The organism is Shewanella morhuae, assembly GCF_900156405.1.
GTDB lineage: Bacteria > Pseudomonadota > Gammaproteobacteria > Enterobacterales > Shewanellaceae > Shewanella > Shewanella morhuae.
Genome location: NZ_FTNN01000007.1, coordinates 68,481 through 90,665, shown reverse-complemented (window position 1 = coordinate 90,665; position 22,185 = coordinate 68,481). Strand labels below are relative to the sequence as shown.

General features: G+C 43.5%; 18 protein-coding genes and 2 pseudogenes. 12 read left to right on the top strand and 8 right to left on the bottom strand.

Features of this window, described 5'->3' with window-relative positions; all coding sequences use genetic code 11:
• Positions 1-128 precede the first annotated feature (128 nt).
• From BW947_RS10115 to BW947_RS10105, 3 genes are all read right to left on the bottom strand, one after another.
• A complete protein-coding gene (locus BW947_RS10115; protein WP_076499185.1) occupies positions 129-587 on the bottom strand; it encodes a hypothetical protein in 459 nt (152 codons plus the stop codon).
• Between the two features lie 350 nt (positions 588-937).
• Positions 938-1,975 (bottom strand): DUF262 domain-containing protein, encoded by a 1,038-nt coding sequence (locus tag BW947_RS10110; RefSeq protein ID WP_076499183.1) that lies wholly within the window; start codon positions 1,973-1,975, stop codon positions 938-940.
• Positions 1,972-3,012 carry a hypothetical protein gene (locus BW947_RS10105; protein WP_083948169.1) on the bottom strand — a complete coding sequence of 347 codons (1,041 nt, stop codon included), beginning with the start codon at positions 3,010-3,012 and terminating at the stop codon, positions 1,972-1,974. Before BW947_RS10105 ends, BW947_RS10110 begins: the two co-directional genes overlap by 4 nt.
• Positions 3,013-3,295: 283 nt before the next feature.
• Here BW947_RS10105 and BW947_RS18710 point away from each other — a divergent pair, with 283 nt between their 5' ends.
• The gene (locus tag BW947_RS18710; RefSeq protein ID WP_159436983.1) at positions 3,296-3,436 is read left to right on the top strand and encodes a hypothetical protein; all 141 of its coding nucleotides are present in this window, start codon (positions 3,296-3,298) and stop codon (positions 3,434-3,436) included.
• Positions 3,437-3,535: 99 nt separating this feature from the next.
• Here BW947_RS18710 and BW947_RS10100 read toward each other — a convergent pair whose 3' ends face one another.
• Positions 3,536-4,639, bottom strand: coding sequence for a phosphoribosylaminoimidazolesuccinocarboxamide synthase (locus BW947_RS10100; RefSeq protein WP_076499181.1), 1,104 nt, complete (start codon positions 4,637-4,639; stop codon positions 3,536-3,538).
• Positions 4,626-5,012, bottom strand: coding sequence for a hypothetical protein (locus BW947_RS10095; RefSeq protein WP_076499179.1), 387 nt, complete (start codon positions 5,010-5,012; stop codon positions 4,626-4,628). The genes BW947_RS10100 and BW947_RS10095 overlap by 14 nt, the downstream gene beginning before the upstream one ends.
• 204 nt (positions 5,013-5,216) lie before the next feature.
• On the opposite strand from BW947_RS10095, the gene BW947_RS10090 reads away from it, so the two are divergent.
• The 4 genes from BW947_RS10090 to nrfD all read left to right on the top strand — a co-directional run bounded on the left by BW947_RS10090 (position 5,217) and on the right by nrfD (position 10,209).
• Positions 5,217-5,834, top strand: coding sequence for a pentapeptide repeat-containing protein (locus BW947_RS10090; protein WP_076499176.1), 618 nt, complete (start codon positions 5,217-5,219; stop codon positions 5,832-5,834).
• A 563-nt stretch (positions 5,835-6,397) separates the two neighbouring features.
• Entirely contained in the window at positions 6,398-8,680 is a 2,283-nt protein-coding gene (gene phsA, locus BW947_RS10085; protein ID WP_076499173.1) for a thiosulfate reductase PhsA, read from the top strand.
• 12 nt (positions 8,681-8,692) lie between these two features.
• On the top strand, positions 8,693-9,265 hold the full coding sequence (locus tag BW947_RS10080; protein WP_076499170.1) for a 4Fe-4S dicluster domain-containing protein: 573 nt from the start codon (positions 8,693-8,695) through the stop codon (positions 9,263-9,265).
• Positions 9,262-10,209, top strand: a complete 948-nt coding sequence (nrfD, locus tag BW947_RS10075) for an NrfD/PsrC family molybdoenzyme membrane anchor subunit (protein WP_076499167.1) — start codon at positions 9,262-9,264, stop codon at positions 10,207-10,209. The genes BW947_RS10080 and nrfD overlap by 4 nt, the downstream gene beginning before the upstream one ends.
• Positions 10,210-10,314: 105 nt before the next feature.
• Here the strand turns inward: nrfD and BW947_RS10070 are convergent.
• Positions 10,315-11,054 (bottom strand): annotated as a pseudogene (locus BW947_RS10070) (sulfite exporter TauE/SafE family protein).
• A 133-nt stretch (positions 11,055-11,187) separates the two neighbouring features.
• Positions 11,188-11,502: a met regulon transcriptional regulator MetJ gene (gene metJ / locus BW947_RS10065; RefSeq protein ID WP_076499165.1), complete on the bottom strand. Its 315-nt coding sequence runs from the start codon at positions 11,500-11,502 to the stop codon at positions 11,188-11,190.
• Between the two features lie 211 nt (positions 11,503-11,713).
• Between metJ and metB the strand changes: the two genes are divergently transcribed.
• The 3 genes from metB (at position 11,714) to metF (ending at position 16,394) form a co-directional block, all read left to right on the top strand.
• On the top strand, positions 11,714-12,877 hold the full coding sequence (gene metB / locus BW947_RS10060; protein WP_076499162.1) for a cystathionine gamma-synthase: 1,164 nt from the start codon (positions 11,714-11,716) through the stop codon (positions 12,875-12,877).
• Positions 12,878-12,888: 11 nt separating this feature from the next.
• Positions 12,889-15,282, top strand: coding sequence for a bifunctional aspartate kinase/homoserine dehydrogenase II (locus BW947_RS10055; protein WP_076499160.1), 2,394 nt, complete (start codon positions 12,889-12,891; stop codon positions 15,280-15,282).
• A 227-nt stretch (positions 15,283-15,509) separates the two neighbouring features.
• On the top strand, positions 15,510-16,394 hold the full coding sequence (gene metF / locus BW947_RS10050) for a methylenetetrahydrofolate reductase (RefSeq protein WP_076499157.1): 885 nt from the start codon (positions 15,510-15,512) through the stop codon (positions 16,392-16,394).
• An 82-nt stretch (positions 16,395-16,476) separates the two neighbouring features.
• On the opposite strand, the pseudogene BW947_RS19045 reads toward metF, so the two are convergent.
• A pseudogene (locus tag BW947_RS19045) lies at positions 16,477-18,378 on the bottom strand (methyl-accepting chemotaxis protein).
• A 221-nt stretch (positions 18,379-18,599) separates the two neighbouring features.
• Between BW947_RS19045 and slyA the strand changes: the two are divergent.
• The 4 genes from slyA to BW947_RS10025 all read left to right on the top strand — a co-directional run bounded on the left by slyA (position 18,600) and on the right by BW947_RS10025 (position 22,175).
• Positions 18,600-19,073, top strand: a complete 474-nt coding sequence (gene slyA, locus BW947_RS10040) for a transcriptional regulator SlyA (RefSeq protein ID WP_076499154.1) — start codon at positions 18,600-18,602, stop codon at positions 19,071-19,073.
• A gap of 7 nt (positions 19,074-19,080) precedes the next feature.
• Positions 19,081-20,139, top strand: coding sequence for an HlyD family secretion protein (locus tag BW947_RS10035; RefSeq protein ID WP_076499151.1), 1,059 nt, complete (start codon positions 19,081-19,083; stop codon positions 20,137-20,139).
• A 209-nt stretch (positions 20,140-20,348) separates the two neighbouring features.
• A complete protein-coding gene (locus BW947_RS10030) occupies positions 20,349-21,377 on the top strand; it encodes a DUF2955 domain-containing protein (RefSeq protein WP_076499458.1) in 1,029 nt (342 codons plus the stop codon).
• A 174-nt stretch (positions 21,378-21,551) separates the two neighbouring features.
• Entirely contained in the window at positions 21,552-22,175 is a 624-nt protein-coding gene (locus BW947_RS10025) for a c-type cytochrome (protein WP_076499149.1), read from the top strand.
• The last annotated feature ends 10 nt before the right edge of the window (positions 22,176-22,185 follow it).

The following is a 22,185-nucleotide window of genomic DNA, read 5'->3' as shown; positions in this document are numbered from 1 at the left end:
TTCGCTTATTTTAAAATACAAAATGCCCAATGAGATTCATCAGGCGTTTTAGGTAGAACTAATAGTTAACTTATTTTAACGCTAGATACTATAAATTAATTAAATCTAAGAGAACTAGAGTAGATTAATTAGTAAGTTTCATAGGAGAAGTACCAACCATTTGACAGTGGCATATCAAAATAATAGCGTTTCATCTTATCTCTTACGCTAGCTTTATCAGTTTTATCATCATATAACTTGGGTTTTTTTAGGTTGAAATTTAAATAAAATACGTTGACTGCATTAAAAGCACCCTCACCAAAATAAATGAGTTGTAAACTACATTCTCCATCTCTCCGGTCAATATAAATAGAATCTCTTTCTAGTTGTTTTAAATTATTAGCTATAATTGGGTATTTCTTATCGTTGCTGGTAATCTCTACGATTTCTCCACTAGCAAGATCCTCAAATTGAGAACACGATTGCTTTGCTAGCTCATTATACAGAACTGAATTATCGTAATAATGTTTTATAACTTCATCATCTGTAACATTATGATGTGAACAACCTGATATTATCAATAAAATTAGCAATAACATTTTTTCCATAAAAATACCTCTAAATTCAGTTAATGTCTCTTAGTTGCAAAATACCAACAAAATCTCACTGTACCATTTTGCACGAAACACCATGTTTCTTCTTCAGAAGGTTCGCTTCCTAAATATCAGCCCCTAGCGGCAGCTCCGAGGGAGGTGAACTTCTGACGCCGCGGTGTTGACCACTACAATTAGACCATTACACCCTGCGGCAACTCCGAGGGGAGGGTGAACTTCTGTGGCCATAGTGTTTGCTGTTAAATCTAAAAGAGTTATGCCTGCCCTATCTTTCTTGAAAAGAGTAATTCATGTCCTATATTTTGTATGTCTATTAACTGATTGGGGTCAAAGTAAGCTGCACGCTACTTTATACAGTATTCAACCAATGCAGTACGACGTTTTTTCCGTTGTCCTTTTCCTTTGGTTGCATTCATCATACTTGATTTATACATAGCCAATGCACCGATTTTATTAAAGTTAGAGTTTTTATAGTTTTGATAAAATTCATGAACTTTATTTTTAATGTTAGCATCAATACCATTCGTCACACAGTAATATGAGAATGCCCAGACACCGTATAAGTGACTAACACCAGACACATTATACTCAGTAAAGTCAATGTCTAGTTTTTCGAAAAATGAAGATATATTAAATAATTCAATTTCCAATTCGACCCAATTAACCGTCTTGCTATTTGCATATTTATTATACAATGCATCAATTTCTTTTGGTGATGCTGATAATTCTTGTTTCTCGATAAGAAGAAATATAAATTCAGATACAAGTTCAATATCCTCCATTCGAGTTTTGTTTGTTATATCAAGTTGTTTATCCCAATATGTTGATTTAGCAAATTTATAGGCTAACTTTATCAGCATGGAATCATAATAGTTAGCATTTCTTAGTTCTTGCCCTGTTAATTTTTCACCGCTTCGATTTAAACGATCAAATATTTTTTCAACTGTTTTATCATCTTTAGTGTAAACATACTCAATCGGTAATGGGTAAGCCCAGAACTCGCTGAGCGCATCTTCAAAATCATCATTTTCTTCTAAATCTGAAAGGTAAAGCCCAGCTAATGCCTCAACATGAAGAGCATCATTATCATCATCTGCAGTTGCAATTTCATTATCTATAAACTTAAAGATAGAAGTTAGCCTCTGCTTTCCATCAATAACTTCAAAAGTCGTTTTACCCTGCTTATCAATATGCTCACGAAGAAAGATTGGAGGTATAGGTATGTTTTTTAAAATACTATCAACTAATAAAGACTGTTGTTCACTACTCCAAACGCTATGCCTTTGATAACTAGGTGTCATGTTAAATTTTTTTAATGTTCGCCATTCATTTAGCGAGGAAATTGTCATTGTATTTGACTTTCTTTTTAAACGAATACTCATAACACTAGCTCCTTTAAAATTTCACTGCTATCAAAATGAATGTAATTATTGAACAAACTATTTATCACGGATTCAAAATATTTATCCATTGCTGGATTGATATTTATTAAGTCAATTTCATTTGACGGTGCAATTAAAATGCTGTCAATTTCAGCGCGATCTACATGCCAATATGAAATTCCAGAAATGATCATTAAATCATTTTTGTTCATCTCTTTGATTTTAGGTTCGTATATTTGCCGCAAACTAGTATTCCAACCATTTTTAGTTCGATTGACATCGCCTGCCGGTGGGATCAAAAAAATAATAGGATTGTTAGTGCATAGATCATCATATTTAATTTTTATATCTATAGAGGAACAATCCGCTTTAAGATCTTGGTAATTAATATTGAAGCTAGAGAGTGGTAAGTCTTCTTTATATTTAAAGCTAATTGATCCATGTGGCTTGAATAATTTGAATTTGCACTTATCTCCTTTCTTTGTCATTGGAGGTAATTCGAACTCAATATTAATACTCTGTAGCACTCTTTCTAGCCATATATCATAGTTATAGGTGATAATAGTAACTTCATCTACATCCTCTGAATTATCGAGAGCGGAGAAAAATGAAGCCCATGCCCAACTATTTATATCCTCAGGCATTGAATCAATTTTTTCATTGAAATGAATGAATAAATATTTTAGGTATGACGTCAGTTCCTTATATGCTAGTAAATATTTTTGGCTTTTATTTATGCCATTTTCACCTTTCAACGCATAAACATTAACGCTTGTAACAATTTTCTCTATTAACTGAATGGTTTCATCCTTACTTAGATAAGGGCGTGCACCTAATTCCCATAAGTGAGGGGTATACTTTTTTGATAGGAACCCTGGGTTTTTATTAGATGGCCATTTTAAATAACCTCCATGTGAAAAAAGATTGCTGACATCAATGTTGTTCCATATGCTTAATGATGATTTAGAGACAAAGTTTATAAAGTCAATTGTAAATCCATTACCTAAAACCACGCAAACTTTCTTATTTTTAGACATACAATTCTATTTCACATCCAATTGAGACTTCGAGATAATAAAAGTTAATATATCAAGCTGGAAATTATTATACGATTATCGTGTGTGATTTAATAACCAGTTGCGATTGATATTACTACAAAAAAGCAAAAAAATACAATTAACTGTACTACCATTTAATTGGTTTCTAGTAGGCATTGAGCTTGGAAGTTTGACCATAATACCAACACTGTTTACGGCAAAAATTTAACGAGCCACCCATTGTTAAATTTGCAAAGTGTATGCTTGTAAAAAGGCATACAGATTGCTAGATGGGTTGGCGGGATTAAGCATTGGCATGGAAGTGACCGTTGACGGCATGGATGCCGTCGTCGAGCCCTCATGGATGAGTTTATGGCGTGTCACTGGAATGACAGTGCTTAATTATCAGCGATGTATTGGTTAAGCTCATGAATAAATCAAATAAAAAGGCGCCTAAGCGCCTTTCCTACTATTCAGTTATGGGCAAATCACCCAAAACCTCAGATTTGATCACAACTCTCTACTACACAATCAGATCATACTCATCTTTGAGTATCTTAATGATATCTGCCTTTGGATTCGCTGGCAGTGGGATTGGGGCGCCAGTCACTTTCTCAGCAACGCCGGTATAAGTGCGTGACACTTGCATCATGGCCTCAAGTGGCAGGTCATTATCACGGGCGAGGGCTTCACGCTCTGGCATTCTGTCTTTATTTAGCAATACATCAGGATCGGGAAAATGATTCAGCAGGAACTGGCGGAACCCCTCTTTAGAGTTTTCTAAAATCTTGCCATCGCGGTAGGCGGCGCCGTCCCAAATGCGTGATGAGTCTGGAGTACCGACTTCATCCATATAGATAAGCTTTGAATTACCGTCTTTGTCGGTGACATAGCCGAACTCAAATTTAGTGTCGACAAACACTTGATCAATGTCGGCCAGCGCTTTAGATATTACCTTAAAGCCGTCTTTTAACAGCTTCTCGTACAGATCAATATCAGCAAGCTTTTCAAAGCCAAAGGCTTGGTAATTGGCTTCGATGTCGGCTCGGCTGATGTTTACATCATCTTGGGCGGGCACGCCTGGGATGCCGGTTAAAATGCCCTTAGTCGATGGGGTGATTAACAGCTCTGGTAGCTTTTGATCTTTTTCTAAGCCTTCTGGCAGTGTAATGCCACAGAATACTCGCTCACCTTTTGAATAAGCGCGCCACATTGAGCCGGTGATGTACTGGCGACAAATGGCTTCAACTTTAATTGGGCGGGCTTTTTGTACTATCCATACGAACGGGTGTGGGATATCCAAAATATGGCTGTCGGCTAGGCCATTTTCGGCGAACAGTTTAAACCAATGATTAGAAATCGCGTTTAATGCCGCGCCTTTACCGGGAATACCTTTGAGGCCGCCTTCACCGTGGAAGATACAGTCGAAGGCCGAGATACGGTCGCTGATCACCATGATGGCGAGCGGAGTATCTTCAGGGACGTTGTAACCCTTAGTAGTAATTAAGCGGCGACTGTCAGCATCGGTGAGCCAGTAAACGCTGCGAACCTTGCCGCTGTGGACTGGGCTGTCGGTGCGGATAGGCAAATCGTTATTGATAGCTAATACGGAATCAGCAAGACTCATGACGAGTATTCCTTAGGGTAGAGAGTGTAGGGATTAGGTTTTTATAAGTATCGGTTTGCAGACGGGCAGTGGCGTTAGAAACAGCCAGATTCATTGCAACCGCTTTATTATTCGCGCTTGGCTTAGGGCGTAAAGCGTTCAGCCAGTTTGCGGGATTTGATGTTAAATTTTCAGCAGTAATAATCTTATTAGTGAGCGGCATTTGAATGGTATCTGCAGGAGATAATGCTTGAGGAAGAACAAACGCAAAGCAAGGTTGGCACCACATTGAGCGTGGTTCGCAGGGGGCGATTGCCGTAGTATTTTGCTCGAAAATGCTCACCATTAATCCGAGATAACCTTGTTTTAGACTGCCGCTAAAAAGTGGCAGCATTTTACCTTTTTTGACCAAATTTGCCACGGCTATTTATGTGGATGTGTGCGTTTTACAAGATAATTAGGCTATATCGTTAAACATTTCATCGGGTAAAGTGACTTAATAGCATAAAGCGGTTGTATGTTGGCGCGCAGATAGTCACACTTAAAGCCATTGTAGGTTTAATCTCTAAAATAAATAATATCAATAGGATAGGTTGGTATGGCGCCAGTTGTAGAGCCCAATACGGCTTTTAAGGGAAATGATTTTTTATCAAAACACTTTAATGGTTTGTCCGAAATAGCACAGGAGTGGCAAGGAATAGAGTTTGAAGATTGCTGCTTTCAAGATTGTCATTTTAGCGAGAGTATTTTTCGTAAGTGTAAGTTTATCGATTGCCGCTTTGTGCGCTGTAACTTGAGTTTAGTTAAAGTACCTCAGTGTCAGTTTAGTGGGGTAGAGTTTGAAGAGTGTAAATTAGTTGGCATAGATTGGACCCGCGCCGCATGGTCGCGTTTAGCCTTTGCTGCGCCATTTTCTTTTAAACAATGCATCTTGAATGACTGCTCCTTTTTAGGTTTGTCATTAGATGAAATCATCATTGAAGAATGCAAGGCCCACGATGTGGATTTTCGCGAGGGCAGTTTCAACCAAGCTAATTTCACCTACACGGATTTTAGTCATAGTCTGTTCGGTCGTAGCCAATTACTTGAAGCCGATTTTAGTGAGGCTTCCCATTACGATATCGATATTTTTAACAATAAAATTAAGGGCGCGAAATTTAGCCGCGACGAAGCGATTCGCCTACTTAATTGCCTCGATATCGAGCTAATGGATTAATCTATTGTTCGTCGTTGTATTGTTAATGTATTTCAATGGCCGTTTGATTTTGTAATACCGCCTAGTTTTACTGGGTGGTATTTTTTTGCTTGTTTTTTCCTTATCTGAGTCGTTGTTGCTTTATTTTTTTTTGGCTAGTGCTGGCTTAAAGCGCTATAGGCGATTAACGACTTAGCTGTACTCTTTTAAGTTGTTTTTTGATGTATTTTAATATGTTTTACTTATTCAAATATATCTAAAATAAAGCAATTTATTGATATTAATAATATTTCTCTGTCATCACCCGAAAGTCTGTGTTTCCTGCCGTTGATCCTATTCACGTATTTTTAGCCTTTTTTTTAATTTTAGTTGCGACAGATCACAGTCAACTTGTTGATGTGGTTTACCACAATATCCGCCTACCTCTTTTGGAATAACAATAACTGTGAAAATCCGCAGTGGATTAAATTTGTAATATCAAAGATATAAAAATATTGAAATAAAAAGTAAAAAATCAGCCAGCGAAGCGTATTGCGTTATCGCTAATCTGCGATACGAGTGGAATGAGTGTGATGGAGGTAACTATGATTGGACTTAATAGGCGAACCTTTTTAAAGGGAGTGGGGGCAAGCGGTGCAACGTGCGCGTTAGCCAGTTTGCTGCCCGGTAGCTTAGCCGCATTAGAGAATAAGCAGCTAAAGGGTATGGGCAAAGATATTACCAGTATCTGTGAAATGTGTTCGACCCGTTGCCCGATTTCGGCGCGGGTGATTGAGGGTAAAAATGTTTTTATTAGTGGTAATAAAGCCGCTAAAGCCTTTGGCGGTAAAGTGTGTGCCCGTGGCGGCGCAGGCCATAGTTTATTGTACGATCCGCAGCGTATTGTTAAACCGTTAAAACGGGTTGGCGAGCGTGGCGAAGGTAAATGGGCCGAGATTAGTTGGGATGAAGCCTACCGTTTAATTGCGGATAATTTAAATAAAATCAAAAAAGAACATGGCCCAGAGGCTGTGGCGTTCTCGTCTAAATCTGGCTCACAAGAAAAGCATTTGTTTCACCTCGCGACCGCTTTTGGTAGCCCCAATACTTTTACCCATGCCTCGACTTGCCCCGGTGGTTATGAAATTGCCGCTAAGGCCATCTTTGGTACTAAGGTTAAGCGCGATTTAAGTAATTCAAAATACATCATTAACTTCGGCCATAACCTGTACGAAGGCATCAATATGTCCGAAACCCGCGGCATGATGGCGGCGCAAATGGACAAAGGTGCCAAGCTGGTGGTGTTTGAACCAAGATTCTCAATTGTGGCTGATAAGGCTGATGAGTGGTACGCCATTCGTCCCGGTACTGATGTGGCCGTTGCCTTGGCGTTATGCCATGTATTAATTGAAGATAACCTTTATAACAAGGCGTTTGTTGAACGCTATGTTGAAGGCTTTGAAGCCTTTGCCGCTGAGGTTAAAGCCTATACGCCTGAATGGGCTGAAACGATTTCTGATGTGCCAGCTAAAGATATTCGCCGCATTGCCCACGAATATGCCGCTAAGGCGCCCCATGCCGTGGTGGATTTTGGCCATAGAGCCACCTTTACCACTGAAGAGTTTGAGATGCGCCGCGCCTTGTACGCCGCTAACGTCTTGATTGGTAATCTTGAATGTAAAGGCGGGATTTATATCGGCCAAAAACCGGCTGATTACAACAAACTCGCTGGCGAAGATGTAGCCCCCGTACTTGGTAAACCCGGCATAAAAGATATGCCTAAACCCCAAGCTAAGCGTATCGATCAGGTGGAAGAGCAATACGCCATGATGTGGACCTCAGGCGGCGTGTATCAAACCATTCTCGATGCGACATTAAGCGCTGTGCCTTATCAACTACACGGCTGGGTGATGTCACGCACTAACCCAATGCAAACCCTGACCGACAGAGCTCGGGTGGTTGAAACCTTGAAAAAGCTCGACTTTGTGGCGGTGTGCGATGTGTATATTAGTGAAACCGCCGCTTATGCCGACGTGATTTTACCTGAATCGACCTATCTTGAACGTGACGAAGAAATTGCCGATAAATCCGGTAAAAACCCTGCTTATTATGTGCGTCAACGGGTTGTTGAAACCTTAGGTGACACTAAGCCATCTTGGCAGATTTTTAAGGATATTGGCGTGGCGATGGGTCTTGGCGAGTTTTATCCATGGGAAAACATGGAGACACTGCAAATGCTGCAGGTTAACCGCGATACAGATCTACTGCGACGCATTAAAGACGAAGGTTTTGTGAGCTTTGGTAAACCGCTAATGCTACGCGATGCCAAAATGGTGGCTGATTTTACTAAGGCTTATCCAAGCGCACGGCCGATGGACGATGATGGTACTTACGCCAGCGTACTCAGCTTTAAAACGCCCAGCGGTAAAATTGAACTGAGTTCTGCCAAGGTTGAAGCGATGGCGCCGGGGCGCGGGGTGATTAAGTTTCGCGAAGTGACACTCAAAAAAGCAGATGAGTTGTACTTTATCCAAGGCAAAGTGGCGGTGCATACCAATGGCGCAACCCACAATGTGCCTATGTTGGCGAGCTTGATGTCGGATAATGCCGTATGGGTTCACCCTGTTACAGCGGGCAAGTTAGGGATCCGCAATGGCGACCCCATTCAGCTCACCAGTAGTGTGGGCACTGAAGAAGGTCATGCCTTAGTCACACCGGGTATTCGCCAAGATACCGTGTTTGCTTATATGGGCTTTGGTTCTAAAAACAAAGAGTTGGTTAGAGCGACAGGCAAAGGTATCCACTGCGGTAATTTACTTCCCCATGTTACAGCTCCCGTGTGCGGTATGACTGTGCACACCACGGGCGTCACGCTGGCAAAGCGCTAATCGGAGGCTTAAATGAACAAACGATATGTAATGGTGCACGACGAGAATAAGTGCATTGGCTGCCAAGCTTGTAACGTGGCGTGCCGCAGTGAAAATGGTGTACCCGAAGGCGTAACCCGTCTACAGGTGCGTGTTGAAGGGCCGTTTGGAGAAATGCCTAATCTGCATTTTAAATACCACAGGGTATCTTGCCAGCAATGTGAAGATGCACCTTGCGTAAAGGTGTGCCCAACGGGCGCGGCTTATGTGGGTGAAGACGGTATTATTTCTATCCACACCGATAAGTGTGTCGGCTGTATGTACTGCGTGGCTGCGTGTCCTTATAAAGTACGCTTTATGAACCCAGAAACCAAAGCGGCAGATAAGTGCAACTTCTGTAAAGACACCCGTTTAGCGCGTGGCGAAGAACCCGCCTGCGTAACGGTATGTCCAACCGATGCCTTAGTGTTTGGCGATGCTAATGATCCACACAGTGAAGTCGCCATCATGCTCAACACTAAAATAACCTATCAAGATAAAACCCACTTAGGCACTAAGCCTAGGGTATATCGCGTTCCTACCAAAAGAGGGGGGATTGGATTATGAACAATACTTGGGGCGGTATGGCGCAATATGATCCCGTCACTTGGCACTGGGTCATTGCCGTCTACTTATTTATGGCGGGGTTATCCGCCGGCAGTTTATTGATTGGCATTAGTTTACGCTGGGCGAATAATGAACTCAGCACTGGTGCTGAAAGCGGTATTCTCAAAGCGGCTGCCATTATTGGACCAGTAGCAATTAGCTTAGGTTTGGCTTGCTTAGTGTTTGATTTAACTAAACCATTCCATTTCTGGCTGATTTTAATTCACTATAACTTCCAATCTGTGATGGCTATTGGTGTACTCGCGCTACTGGCTTATTCGCCCTTAGCGTTCGCCTATGCGGTGTTAGTGCTGCGGGATGACTTACCCAAATGGGGTTTGGGTTTCCTCACTCCTGTCGCTAAGTTACTTATGCCATTTAGAAAACTGATTGAAGTGCTGCTGTTTGTCCTCGCCATTGGCGTTGGCGCTTACACTGGTTTCTTAATATCGGCGATGAATGCTTATCCAATGCTCAATACAGCGGTATTACCGGCGCTATTTTTAGTATCGGGTTTATCGGCGGGAGCGGCGGCCAATGCGTTATTGGCGTTAGTGATGTTTAAAACCGATAGCCACGATAAAACCTTAGTGAAGATGCACGGTTTAGAGTTGCCCGTAATGGCGATTGAAATCTTGCTACTGTTCATGTTGTTTTGCGCCTTGTACTTTAAAGGTGGCGCGGCGGCTGCGGCGTTGGCATCGTTAAGTTCTGGTTTATGGGCTAGCGTGTTCTGGGTAGGCGTTATTGGAATTGGCTTTGGTATTCCGCTGCTGTTTATGCTGTTACCAGCTGCGACGCGTCACACTAAGGGGGCAATGATTATGGTGGCGTGTGCTAGCTTAACGGGCGTGCTCGCCTTAAGACATTTTATTGTATATGCAGGACAAAGCTATTTAAGTTGAGCGTGAACTGGCTTTAGATATTGATAGATAAAGAAAAGCACTGATAATATCAGTGCTTTTTTATTACCAGAATGCAAAGGTATTTTACCTGTAAAGGACAACTTATTAGGCTAATAGCTCAATAACGGATTTCACCGTTAATACTAAGGCACTGATACTGCAAAGAATCAAAGTCGCCATTTTAGTCTTATCTTTATCGACTCGGCCCACTAATCGCCCCGCGACTAAATAACCTAAAATCACCGAAGGTAGCAACATTAACGACAACCACAGGTGCTTTATTTCTAATAAGCCAGTAATCGCCAGAATCCCCATGGCAATGGCAGAGCTAAAAATAAAAAAGGCAGATAGTGCAGCACGAAACTGTGAGGCATCTTTACCTGCTAACAGTATCGCCATCGGTGGGCCACCGATGGCGGCGATATTACCGAAAATCCCTGAGACGATCCCGCACCGAAAAGCGTTTTTTTATTCACTGGTAGGCTAAATTTGTACAGGCTAAGAATAACTGCTACGGCCACAATGGCGGCGATAGATAAACCTAATATGGATTGTGGCGCAAACAACAACAGGCTTGCGCCGATAAAACCACCAGGCACTCGGCCGATAAGAGCATATTGCAAGCCATTGAATTCTAAGTGGCCACGCTCGCGCATTAAGGTCAGTAGGGAGATTGTGAACCCCATTGCAATCACGGGACCAGGTACAAGCTGTGGATTGATAATATACAGTAGTGGACTGGCGACAACCGCAAGACCAAATCCAATCAGGCTCTGAGTTAAAGCACCAAGAAACACCGCTAGCGAGGCTAAGGCGAGTGTTTGCGGGTCAATCATTGAAAACATAAGTATTCCTAATACTCAAACAATCTCAAAATGTGTATTGTGTATTGTGTGTTGAGGGTATTTGGATATAAACAAAAAGGGATCGTTAACGATCCCTATTGATGAGCACTGTGATATTTGATGCGATGAATCGCTATTCCATATCTTCCCACTCGATTCCCATTTGATCCATCAACAACTTGGCTTCAGAAGGAATACTATCAGGACTGTCTTTTGACAGATCTTCATCATTCGGCAATGGCTGGCCAGTATAGGCGTGCAAAAATGCTTCACACAACAACTCGCTGTTGGTGGCGTGACGCAAATTATTGACCTGACGACGAGTTCGTTCGTCCGTAAGGACCTTAAGCACTTTGAGCGGAATAGACACAGTAATTTTTTTTACTTGTTCATTCTTCTTGCCATGTTCAGCATAGGGGCTGATGTATTCCCCATTCCATTCAGTCATTGACTCACCTGTTATAACGCTAAATTCGGGGCAGATTTTAAACTCTTACCAACAACAGTCAAATTATTGCGACTATTTCTTTATGATGCAAATAGATTTCTTTATGTTTAGACGTCTAAACGTCTTAACTCCTATTGACGATAGCGCTGGGCTTAGGTACATTTAGACGTCCAGACATCTCTATCTGTCTACCGAATTTAGGAGCCCATCCATGGCAGAGCATCAATTAGCCACACTGGCAGTGCGTCAGGGTATCGAAACTGATACCCAATATGGCGCAGTAGTGCCACCGATTTATTTGTCGACTAATTACGCCTTTGATGGTCATAAAAATCCCCGCGAATTTGATTACAGTCGTTCAGGCAATCCTACTCGCTGCATTTTAGGCGATGCGTTAGCGCAATTAGAAAAGGGTGCCACTGGCATAGTGACTTGCACGGGCATGGCGGCCATCACTTTAGTCACCACCTTACTTGGGCCTGATGACTTATTAGTTGTGCCCCACGATTGCTACGGCGGCTCGTACCGTTTATTTATCAACTTAGCAAAGAAAGGCCAATTTAAGCTAATTGTGGTTGACCAAACCGACAGCCAAGCGTTAGCGATTGCGATAGCACAAAAACCAAAAATGGTGTGGCTCGAAACCCCATCGAACCCATTATTGCGCGTGGTCGATATTGAGGCCATTGCTAAAGTGAGCCATGAGATTGGTGCGCTGGTGGTGGTCGATAACACTTTTTTATCGCCGATATTGCAACAACCCCTATTGTTAGGCGCGGATATTGTTATCCACTCCACCACTAAATATATCAATGGTCACAGTGATGTGGTTGGTGGCGCTGTGGTCGCCAAAGATGCACAAATCGGCGAAAACTTACATTGGTGGTCGAACACGTTAGGCTTAACTGGGTCGGCTTTTGACAGTTACTTAACCCTGCGCGGTCTGCGTACTTTAGCGGTACGTATTCGTGAGCATCAAGCCAATGCCCAGCGTATTGTAGCCGTGTTAACCCAAAGCCCTGTGGTGAGCAAAGTCTATTATCCTGGTCTTGCGGATCATCCCGGTCATGCTATTGCAGCCAAGCAGCAAAAAGGCTTTGGCGCTATGCTGAGTTTTGAGCTCAAGGGCGGCGAGGCCGAAGTCGTAGCTTTTTTAGGTGCGCTCAGGTTATTTAGCGTGGCAGAAAGCCTAGGTGGCGTTGAAAGTTTAGTGGCAGTGCCTGCAACTATGACCCATAGAGCCATGGAGCCGCAGGCGCGTTTTGAGGCGGGCATAAAAGAGACCCTATTGCGTCTGTCGGTGGGGATTGAAGATGCCGCCGATTTAGTTGCAGATATTCAAGCAGGACTCGCCGCGGTTGCGGTTTGTCAGTAGAGGAATAATAGATGGCACGTTGTCACTTACACAAATTTGGTGGCTCCAGTTTAGCGGATGCCGATTGTTATCGCCGAGTCGCCCATATTCTATTAACCCACGGTCATAGTGATGATTTAGTGGTGGTGTCTGCGGCGGGTAAAAGCACCAATTTCCTGTATAAATTACTGTCGTTGCGTGATGCTGGGCAATTATGGCAAGAAGAATTACAGGTCTTAATTAGCTACCAACAAGGTTTGATTGAACAACTGTTATCCAGTGAGCAGGCCCGCGATTTACGCGAGCGTTTAAGTACCGATAGATCGCAATTAGTGACTTTGTTATCACTTGAACAGCATAACGAATACCAAGTGAATTATGTGGTCAGTTTTGGCGAGCGTTGGTCGGCTCGTTTGATGGCGGCGCTGCTGCGCGAATCTGGTGTGGCCGCAAGCCATGTGGATGCCTGTTCCATTTTAATTGCTGATGAAGCCGCAGTACCGCAAATTCGGCTGCAAGAATCCCGTGCTAAAGTACAAGCGTTATTGGCAACGCACCCAAATGAGCGACTGGTTATCACAGGGTTTATCTGCGCCAACGAGCGTGGTGATACGCTATTGCTTGGCCGTAACGGCTCAGATTTTAGTGCTAGCTTAATTGCCAGCCTTGCCGATATTGAGCGGGTAACCATTTGGACTGATGTAGAAGGGGTGTTCAATGCTGACCCGAATAAGATCAACGATGCCAAATTACTGAAAAGCATGTCTCTTGCTGAAGCCGACCGTCTAGCGCGTTTAGGCTCACCAGTATTGCATTGCCGCACTTTGCAGCCGCTGTTTAATACCGAAGTGAGTTTAGCGGTGCGCTCAAGTTATGCCTCGCACACAGACTTTACCTTGATTGCACCGCACAGCTCGTCGGCGAGCGCGCCAGTAGTCACTAATCTTAATGCTGTGGTGTTATTTGGTTTTAAACTCACGGGTGACTTAGCAAGCCTATTAGATTCGTTGATCGCAGCGGGTTTAACACCATTAGCCCATTGGACGTCTGCCCATCAAAGAGTTGAGCTGGCCTATACCGCTGAAAATCAAAAACAAGTTCAAATATTACTCGACGCTCAAGAGCAAGCATTAGGGATCAGCGATCAGCAGATCAACACAGATCTCGGCCTAGTGGCATTAGTCAGTGCTGATGCTGAGCATTATCGTCGCAGTTTTGCTCGCTTACTGAGCCGTGACGCTAAACCTTTGTTTAGCGGTGACTTAAGTCTGGTGACTTTGGTACCACAGTCACAGGTCAATCTGTTAACGCAAAAGGTGCATCGCCGCTGTGCAGGCCCGCGTAAGCGCATTGGCGTTTTATTGCTGGGTGTAGGCAATATCGGTGAAGCATGGGTTGATTTATTTAAGTCGGTTTCAGTATCACTTGACCATGAACTTGAAGCTAGCGTTGAGCTAGTCGGCTTAGTCAGTTCGAGTAAAGCCTTAATAAAGCCCGCAGGGATTAATCTTGCGGCGTGGCAGAGTGAGTTTAATACTGAGGCAACGCCTTGGCAGTACGAGCATTTGTTCGAGCAGTTAGAACAGGTTAAATGTGATGAGCTGGTGGCCTTAGATATCAGTGCCAGCGCCAGTTTAACCTTGCAATACCCTGAGCTATTCGAGCGCGGTATTCATGTGGTCAGTGCTAATAAACTCGCAGGATCAGGCCCACTGCCTTTTTACCGTGAGTTAAAGCAGCAGTTAGGTAACCGTCGTTTATTTTGGCGCTATAACGCCAGCTGCGGCGCAGGTTTGCCGATTCAACATGCGCTGAATGATTTGCGTAACAGCGGTGATAGCGTTGAGGCCGTGGGCGGGATTTTTTCTGGCACCTTGTGTTGGTTATTTGAGAAATACGACACCAGTAAGCCATTTTCTGAATTAGTGGTTGAAGCCAGAGGCTTAGGTATTACTGAGCCCGATCCGCGCGACGATCTGTCAGGTCGCGATATGCAGCGTAAACTGCTTATCTTAGCCCGTGAGATTGGCCTTGAAATCGAGCTTGAAGATATTGAACTGCGCTCACTCGTACCTGCCGATTTGGCCGATATTCCCTTAGATCAATTTATGGCTCGTATTGGCGAGTTAGATAACGATTTACTGCAGCAATATGGCGCAGCGGCGGAGCAAAATAAGGTGCTCAGATATGTGGCATCTTTAGATAATAGCGGCCCGGAGTTAAAAGCCGAAGTCGGCTTGCAGTGGATTGATGTCCATCATCCCTACGCTAACTTAACCCCAGGTGATAACGTGTTTGTGATCCGCAGTGCCTTCTACCAAGGTAACCCGCTGATCATCCGTGGACCGGGTGCAGGACGCGAAGTGACCGCGGCGGCAGTGCAGTCTGATCTGACACAGATCTGTCGCGATCTGCTACAGGAATAGCCGAGTGTGATCGAAGCAGCTTACTTATTGAAGGACTCATTCGAGTCCTTTTTCATTGGCTAAAATAAATTACTGCATCGCAGCTAATAAAATCCGCGAAGTGGGCATTTTTTGACTTGACTTACATCTTAGTTTCTCTAGTATATGGACATGTAGACGTCTAAACGTCTATTTAAACTAATTCATATTAGCAAAGAGTAGCGCCAAGGGCGGTTGAGGAAATACACATGGCTTTTCATCACGCACAACATTCACAGTCGCTAAACCAAAGCTTGTCAGAGCTTAATGGCGATATTAATGTTTCTTTTGAGTTTTTTCCGCCATCGACCCCCGAAATGGAACAAATTTTATGGAACTCAATCCGCCGTTTAGAGCCACTCAAGCCTAAGTTTGTGTCAGTAACTTATGGCGCTAACTCTGGTGTGCGCGATCGTACCCACAGCGTGATTGAACGTATTCAACAGGAAACCAACCTCGTTGCTGCGCCGCATTTAACTTTAGTCGATGCCAGCGATGAAGAGCTATTAGAACTGGCTAAGCATTACTGGAAATCGGGCGTGCGTGACATAGTGGCGCTACGGGGAGACTTACCTGCTGGTAGCGCAAAACCCACCCGTTTTGCAGCTGATTTAGTACGTTTGCTGCGCTCAGTGGCCGACTTTGATATTTCTGTCGCCGCATATCCTGAAGTACATCCCGATGCAAATAATGCACAGGCAGATTTAATTAACCTTAAACGTAAGATTGATGCGGGTGCTAGCCGCGCCATTACTCAGTTTTTCTTCGATGTGGAATCTTACCTGCGTTTTCGTGACCGTTGCGTTGCAGCGGGGATTGATGTTGAAATCGTGCCGGGGATTTTACCTGTGACAAACTTTACTCAGCTGAAACGTTTTGCGGGTATGACTAATGTGTCACTGCCAGGTTGGCTACATAAACAGTTTGAAGGGCTAGAAAACGATGCGGGTACGCGTCAATTAGTCGGTGCAAACGTAGCGATTGATATGGTTAAGGTATTGTCACGTGAAGGCGTGAAAGACTTCCATTTTTATACGTTAAATCGCGCTGAATTGACCTATGCGATTTGTCATACCTTAGGTGTGCGAGTGTAGTTTGCTATAGATGTTGGGAAGGTCAGATTAAAAAACGCCGCACAATAATAATGCGGCGTTTTTGTTTTTAGGCGAATAATTGCTAGATCCTAAATTGTGCTATTAGGGTTTGTAAGCGTGCTGACAGTTGTGCCAGTTCATCACCTGCCTGCGCTGTTTGTTGTGCGGCTTGGGTTGAGCTATTGGCAATATCATTGATGTTATTTACGTTTTGATTAATTTCTGCCGAGACAGCACATTGCTCATTTGCTGCGCTGGCAATTTGAATATTCATTTGGCTAATCGTTGACACCGCATGAGTAATTGCTTCGAGAGCTTCACCTGCTTGATGCACCTGTTCAACACAATTTTGCGTCGTAGTGGTGCTGGTCTTCATAGCGGCAACGGTCGACTTGGCTTTTTGTTGCAAGACTTCAATCATCTGCTGAATTTCAGAGGTTGAGGTTTGGGTGCGACTGGCAAGAGTGCGAACCTCATCGGCCACTACCGCAAAACCTCGTCCCTGCTCTCCGGCTCTAGCGGCCTCAATTGCGGCATTAAGTGCAAGTAAGTTGGTTTGGTCGGCAATATTACGAATAACGATCAATACTGAATCAATTTCAGTGGTGTTCCGCTCTAAATCATCGATTGCGTTGGCCGCATTTGCAATCTCTTCGGCGAGGATGTTAATCGTTGCGACGACTTTTTGTACCACCAATTTACCTTGTTCAGTTGACTCATCGGCATGATTAGCGGCGTCAGCAGCATCGGTCGCGTTTTGAGCGACTTCTTGAACGGTAGCAGCCATTTCGTTCATGGCGGTGGCAACTTGTTCAGTTTCGAGATACTGACGATGCGCCATTTGCTGGGTTTCTCGCGTAATCCCCGACATTTCTTCGGCCGAGGTTGCCAGTAAATTTGTCGAGTCAGAAACCTGCGAAACGGTAGAGTGGATTTTTTCGACAAAGCGGTTAAACGCCTGTGCTAATTCGGCAATTTCATCTTTGCTAGTAATAACCATTCGACGTGTTAAATCGCCTTCTCCTTCAGCAATATCATTCATGGCAGCGGTTGTTTCTGCGATAGGGCGAGTAATACTTTTAGCGATAAACCAAGCGATACCTGTACCGACAAAGAGTGCGGCTAAACCAATTAGTAATAGCTTTAAACGAATATTAGCAATGGCTCGCTCGGTGTGGCTTCTGTCCATTGCAATATCAAGTACTCCAAATATTTGCCCTGAGTAATCTTTTATGGCGTGACGATATAGCGCGTAAGAAGTGTTGTTTAAGGTAATTTTTCGGCTGACTTTGTTGCCTTGCATGACGGCTTTAAGCTCACTAACTGCTTGAGTATCTGGTGTAAATGTAGCGCCAAAGGGTTTGAATCCATTACCTTCGGGTAATAACAAAGCAATATCTGCTTGATAGGCCTGTTTAAAGTTATCAAAGAAAGGTTGCCCAAATGACATGCCTAATTCGACTGAGCCAGTATGGTTCCCCTGATAATTCATCGGCACTAAACCACGAATACCTAAGCCTTCAACACCGTACTCCAGACCGCTTAATGAGTGTTTTTGCGTATTGGTTTCAACAATTGTTTTACGGATAGCGCTGAGATCATCGCCAAATTTCTCTGGGCGGTGTAATCGTAAAAAAGAAGTGGCAGGTGAGGTGTGAAATTGAAATTGTTGTACGTCAAATTCTTGCTTCAATTGTTTAAATATTGGCAAAGTGCGCGCAGCAAGTGCATCACGGTTTTGTTCAGCAAAGTCGCTTTGAATTTCAGGCGTTAATGAAATAATTGTTGCCATTGCCTGCGCAAGTTTGCCTGACGAAGTAATTTCAGCAACGGCGGTTTCATATAACTTTTGTAGTTCTCATTGTTCGGACTTTTCAACCTGATTGCTGAATTCTGACAGTACGAACGGCAAGATAAATCCCATCATTGCTAACAATAATAAGCAGATACCAATTACGATCCTCGAACTAATTTTTAGGTTTATCACGGTAAATTTCCCAGTTGGATATATCAATCTTATTTACTTGCCTGCAATTATAAGGATGCATCAATTGCAGATTTGCGATGGCATAAGTCATTTTAACTGATATTTTTTATTCGGGGTCATTTTGTGATCTGTAGCACACAAGTTTTTTTAATTCTAAATATTTACTTAGCAGGCTAAGTAAATATAATGCTTAGCCTGCTAAGTAAATGGATGATGACATGGATACTGAACTAGAGCGGCTTAAAGAGTTATCGCTGGCAGAAAATCTAGGGCGTTTACATCGACTATGGCGCACGGTGGCTGATATTGAACTCGCACCGCTAGAGTTAACTCATCCACGCTGGACAGCGCTCTGGAAGCTATTGCGTTTAGGTGACAATGTGAGCCAAAAAGTGCTCGCCGATGCACTCGAAATTGAATTAGCGTCTTTAATGCGCACATTAGGTCAATTAGAAGAGCAAGGGTTAGTCTGCCGCCATAGCTGTAAAAAGGATAAACGCGCAAGGATTGTGAGCCTGACGCCAGCGGGGCGTGATGTATTAACGCAAGTAGAAAAACGGATTATTCAAGTACGTAGTGAATTGCTAACGGGCATTAGTGCCGTTGAGCTTAATGAATTTGAACGCATTATTGGACTAATTAGCCACAATGCGTTAGCGAAAATGGCCACCGCGCCGGTAATAATTGAGTGAGAAAAAGATGACACCGGATCAACAATTTGCCCGCTTAGTTAAAATAGCAATGCTCGGTTTCGTGCTGATATTTGGCTATTTTATGTTTGCAGACACTGTGATGCCCTTAACACCTCAGGCTATGGCGACCCGTGTAGTGACAAAAGTCACGCCACAAATTAATGGTAAAATTCAAACAATAGCGGTAACTAATAATCAGACCGTCGTGAAAGGGGATTTATTATTCGAGGTCGATCCTGCGCCTTATTTATTGGCAGCATCCCAAGCTAAGTTAGCATTAGAGCAAGTTTGGCAAGATAACGCAGAGTTAGATGCTTCACTTTTAGCCGCTAAAGCGGATGTGAATGCCAGTATGACGACGGCGCAGCAAAAACGCAGTGAAGCTAAACGTCTTGATACCTTATATGTCACCCACGGTATTTCTTTACAGCAACGCGATCAGGCCAGTAGTGATGCTGCTACCGCGGAAGCGAATTTACTCGCGGCGCAAGCCCGTTTAGAAAAGTTAAAAGTGAGCCGTGGCGTTTATGGTGACGGCAATCTTAAAGTGCGCCAAGCACAAAATCACTTAGAACAAGCTGAACTTAACTTATCCTATACGCAAATCCATGCTGATCAGGATGGTGTGGTAACGAATCTACAACTTGAAGTGGGTAGCTTTGCTTCTGTTGGACAGCCACTTCTCGCATTGGTATCAGATAAAGTTGATATTATTGCTGATTTTCGTGAAAAAAGTTTACGCGGTATTACAGCATCTTCTATTGCTTTGATTGCTTTTGATGGTGAACCTGGTCGACTTTATCGTGCGCAAGTGAGCAGTGTTGATGCTGGGGTGAGTGCAGGGCAGTTTGATGCGAATGGCCGTTTAGCAGCACCACAAGAATCAGATCGCTGGGTACGCGATGCACAGCGTTTAAGATTGCATTTAGTGTTAGAGGGTAATGCATTAAATAACCTCCCCGCTGGAGCGCGCGCGACGGTACAACTATTACCTGAAAATGGTCTATTTAGTCTGTTAGCTAAGTTACAAATAAAAGTCATTAGTGTGCTGCATTATATCTACTAAATTTATGCTCCATGTCGGCCGCGTAATTAGGTTATTTCTAAAAAAACTGACCTAATTAATGGATGCTGCTTCCCCCTAAATACAGGGGGTTTACCCCAAGCAAGATCACTTTAAATGAGTTGCAATGTAGATGAGTACCAATCTAGGTAAGCAGCACTGTGGATATAGATTTACGATGAACACAAAATTAATACAAGGCGAGCTGTATGTTGTTATTACGCCATAGTCCACTGACTGCTAACGATTTACGCCAGTGCTTACGCATTGCGACGGGCGGTACTATTGGTTTTACCCTGTGCAAAATTTTCGGCTGGAGTAATGGCGTTTTTTTTACCGTCACACCTATGCTATTGCTTGGATTAGTACCGGTGATGAGCGGTCATGCCATGCGCCAACTATTAGCTTCATCGGTAATGGCGGGTATTGAAGTCGGATTACTCGGTGGTTTTTTTGGTAGTCATCCAGGATTAATGACACCGATCGTTTTTTTACTGTTTTTATATCGTTTTGCTGCCATGTCACGCGGTAGTTTATTTCTATTTGGTGCCAATGGAGTGCTGAGTTTGAGCATCATGCTGCATTTTGCCAGCTACCCAAATACCGATTTAAATGATTTAGTATTTAGTAATTTCTGGGCCACGGTACTCTCAGTGGCGATAGCTTATTTAATGACGGCACTTTGGCCAGATGTAGAGCCCAGAGCGGCTTATAAGCCTGGACCTAAGGCGCCACATCGGATGCGGCACGAGGCATTACTGGGGGCCAGTATTGCAACGGCCTCTTTTTTAATATTCCAAATATTCAATTTACGAGACTCTATGTCAGCCCAAGCGACAACTTTGTTATTGTTGTTTCCTATGCATTGGGATGGCGCCTTGGATTATGCCCGTAAACGTGCCATTGGTACGTTACTTGGCGTGTCATTTGGAGTGTTAGTACAGTTGTTTCTTTATGATTGGTCGGGATTATTGCTATTGATTGTGCCCTTGTTGTGGATAGGATTAATGCTATTTAGCCAAGCACACGTTAGAGAAGCCAATGGCTCAGGAGTTGGGTTTGGCGCGCTGACAACCTTAGGTATTCTATTTGGGCAATATCTCACCCCAGGCAATGATCTTATCTTTAGCGCCCTTTATCGGGTGAGCAGTATTCTTATTGCCATCGTCGCCACATTATTTATGTGTTACTTAATCCATAAAATATTGAATCGTTTTGAATCAACTCGTTTTGGTTATTAGTGTGTATTAAACTAGTGAGACCATTTTGCAGTTGATGACGGCAAAAATAAATCAATACGGTTTTTACTACATAATAAATAAGACGTAATTGTACTTTATGCTTAGCTAAAAATAAGCATAAACAATAATAACCACCTATGCTTTAGAGCTTCACCCCCTTTTAAAGGAACGCAAATGAAGATTACCACATTGGTTATTAGCCTGACGCTTGTCAGTGGCTATGCCGCCGCCTCGGATGCTCCTGTGCAACCCACAGGCGTTATGCCTCCATCAGCACAACTTTGTGTCAGCTGTCATGGCGCACAAGGTGAGGGTATTGAACCGCTTGGCCCTCGATTAGCTGGACTCTCATCAGAATACATTTCAACGCAGCTACATCATTTTCAACAGGGTATCCGCCAAAATGCCACTATGATGCCAATGGCAATGACGCTTCAAGGTGACGGGATTGAGCAAGTCGCCAGCTATTTTTCAGCCCAGCAAGTTAAGACCCCGGTTACGCCAGTTATCCGCGGTAAACAGGTTACTTTTGCTGACGATACCGCCCGCTTAGCTTATCAAGGTGATTGGTCACGTGGTTTACCAGCCTGCGTGACATGTCATGGTCCTTCTGCATTAGGTGGCGGCTTATTTCCTCGCTTAGCGGGCCAACAAGCCAGTTATATCAAAACACAGTTACTGGCATGGCAAGATGGCACGCGTAAAGGTGATGTTGATGGCATGATGGCGAATGTTGCCAACAAGCTCACCGCTGCTGAGGTTGACGCCTTAGCAACTTACTTTGCCAATTTGAAATAAGGAACCGGCC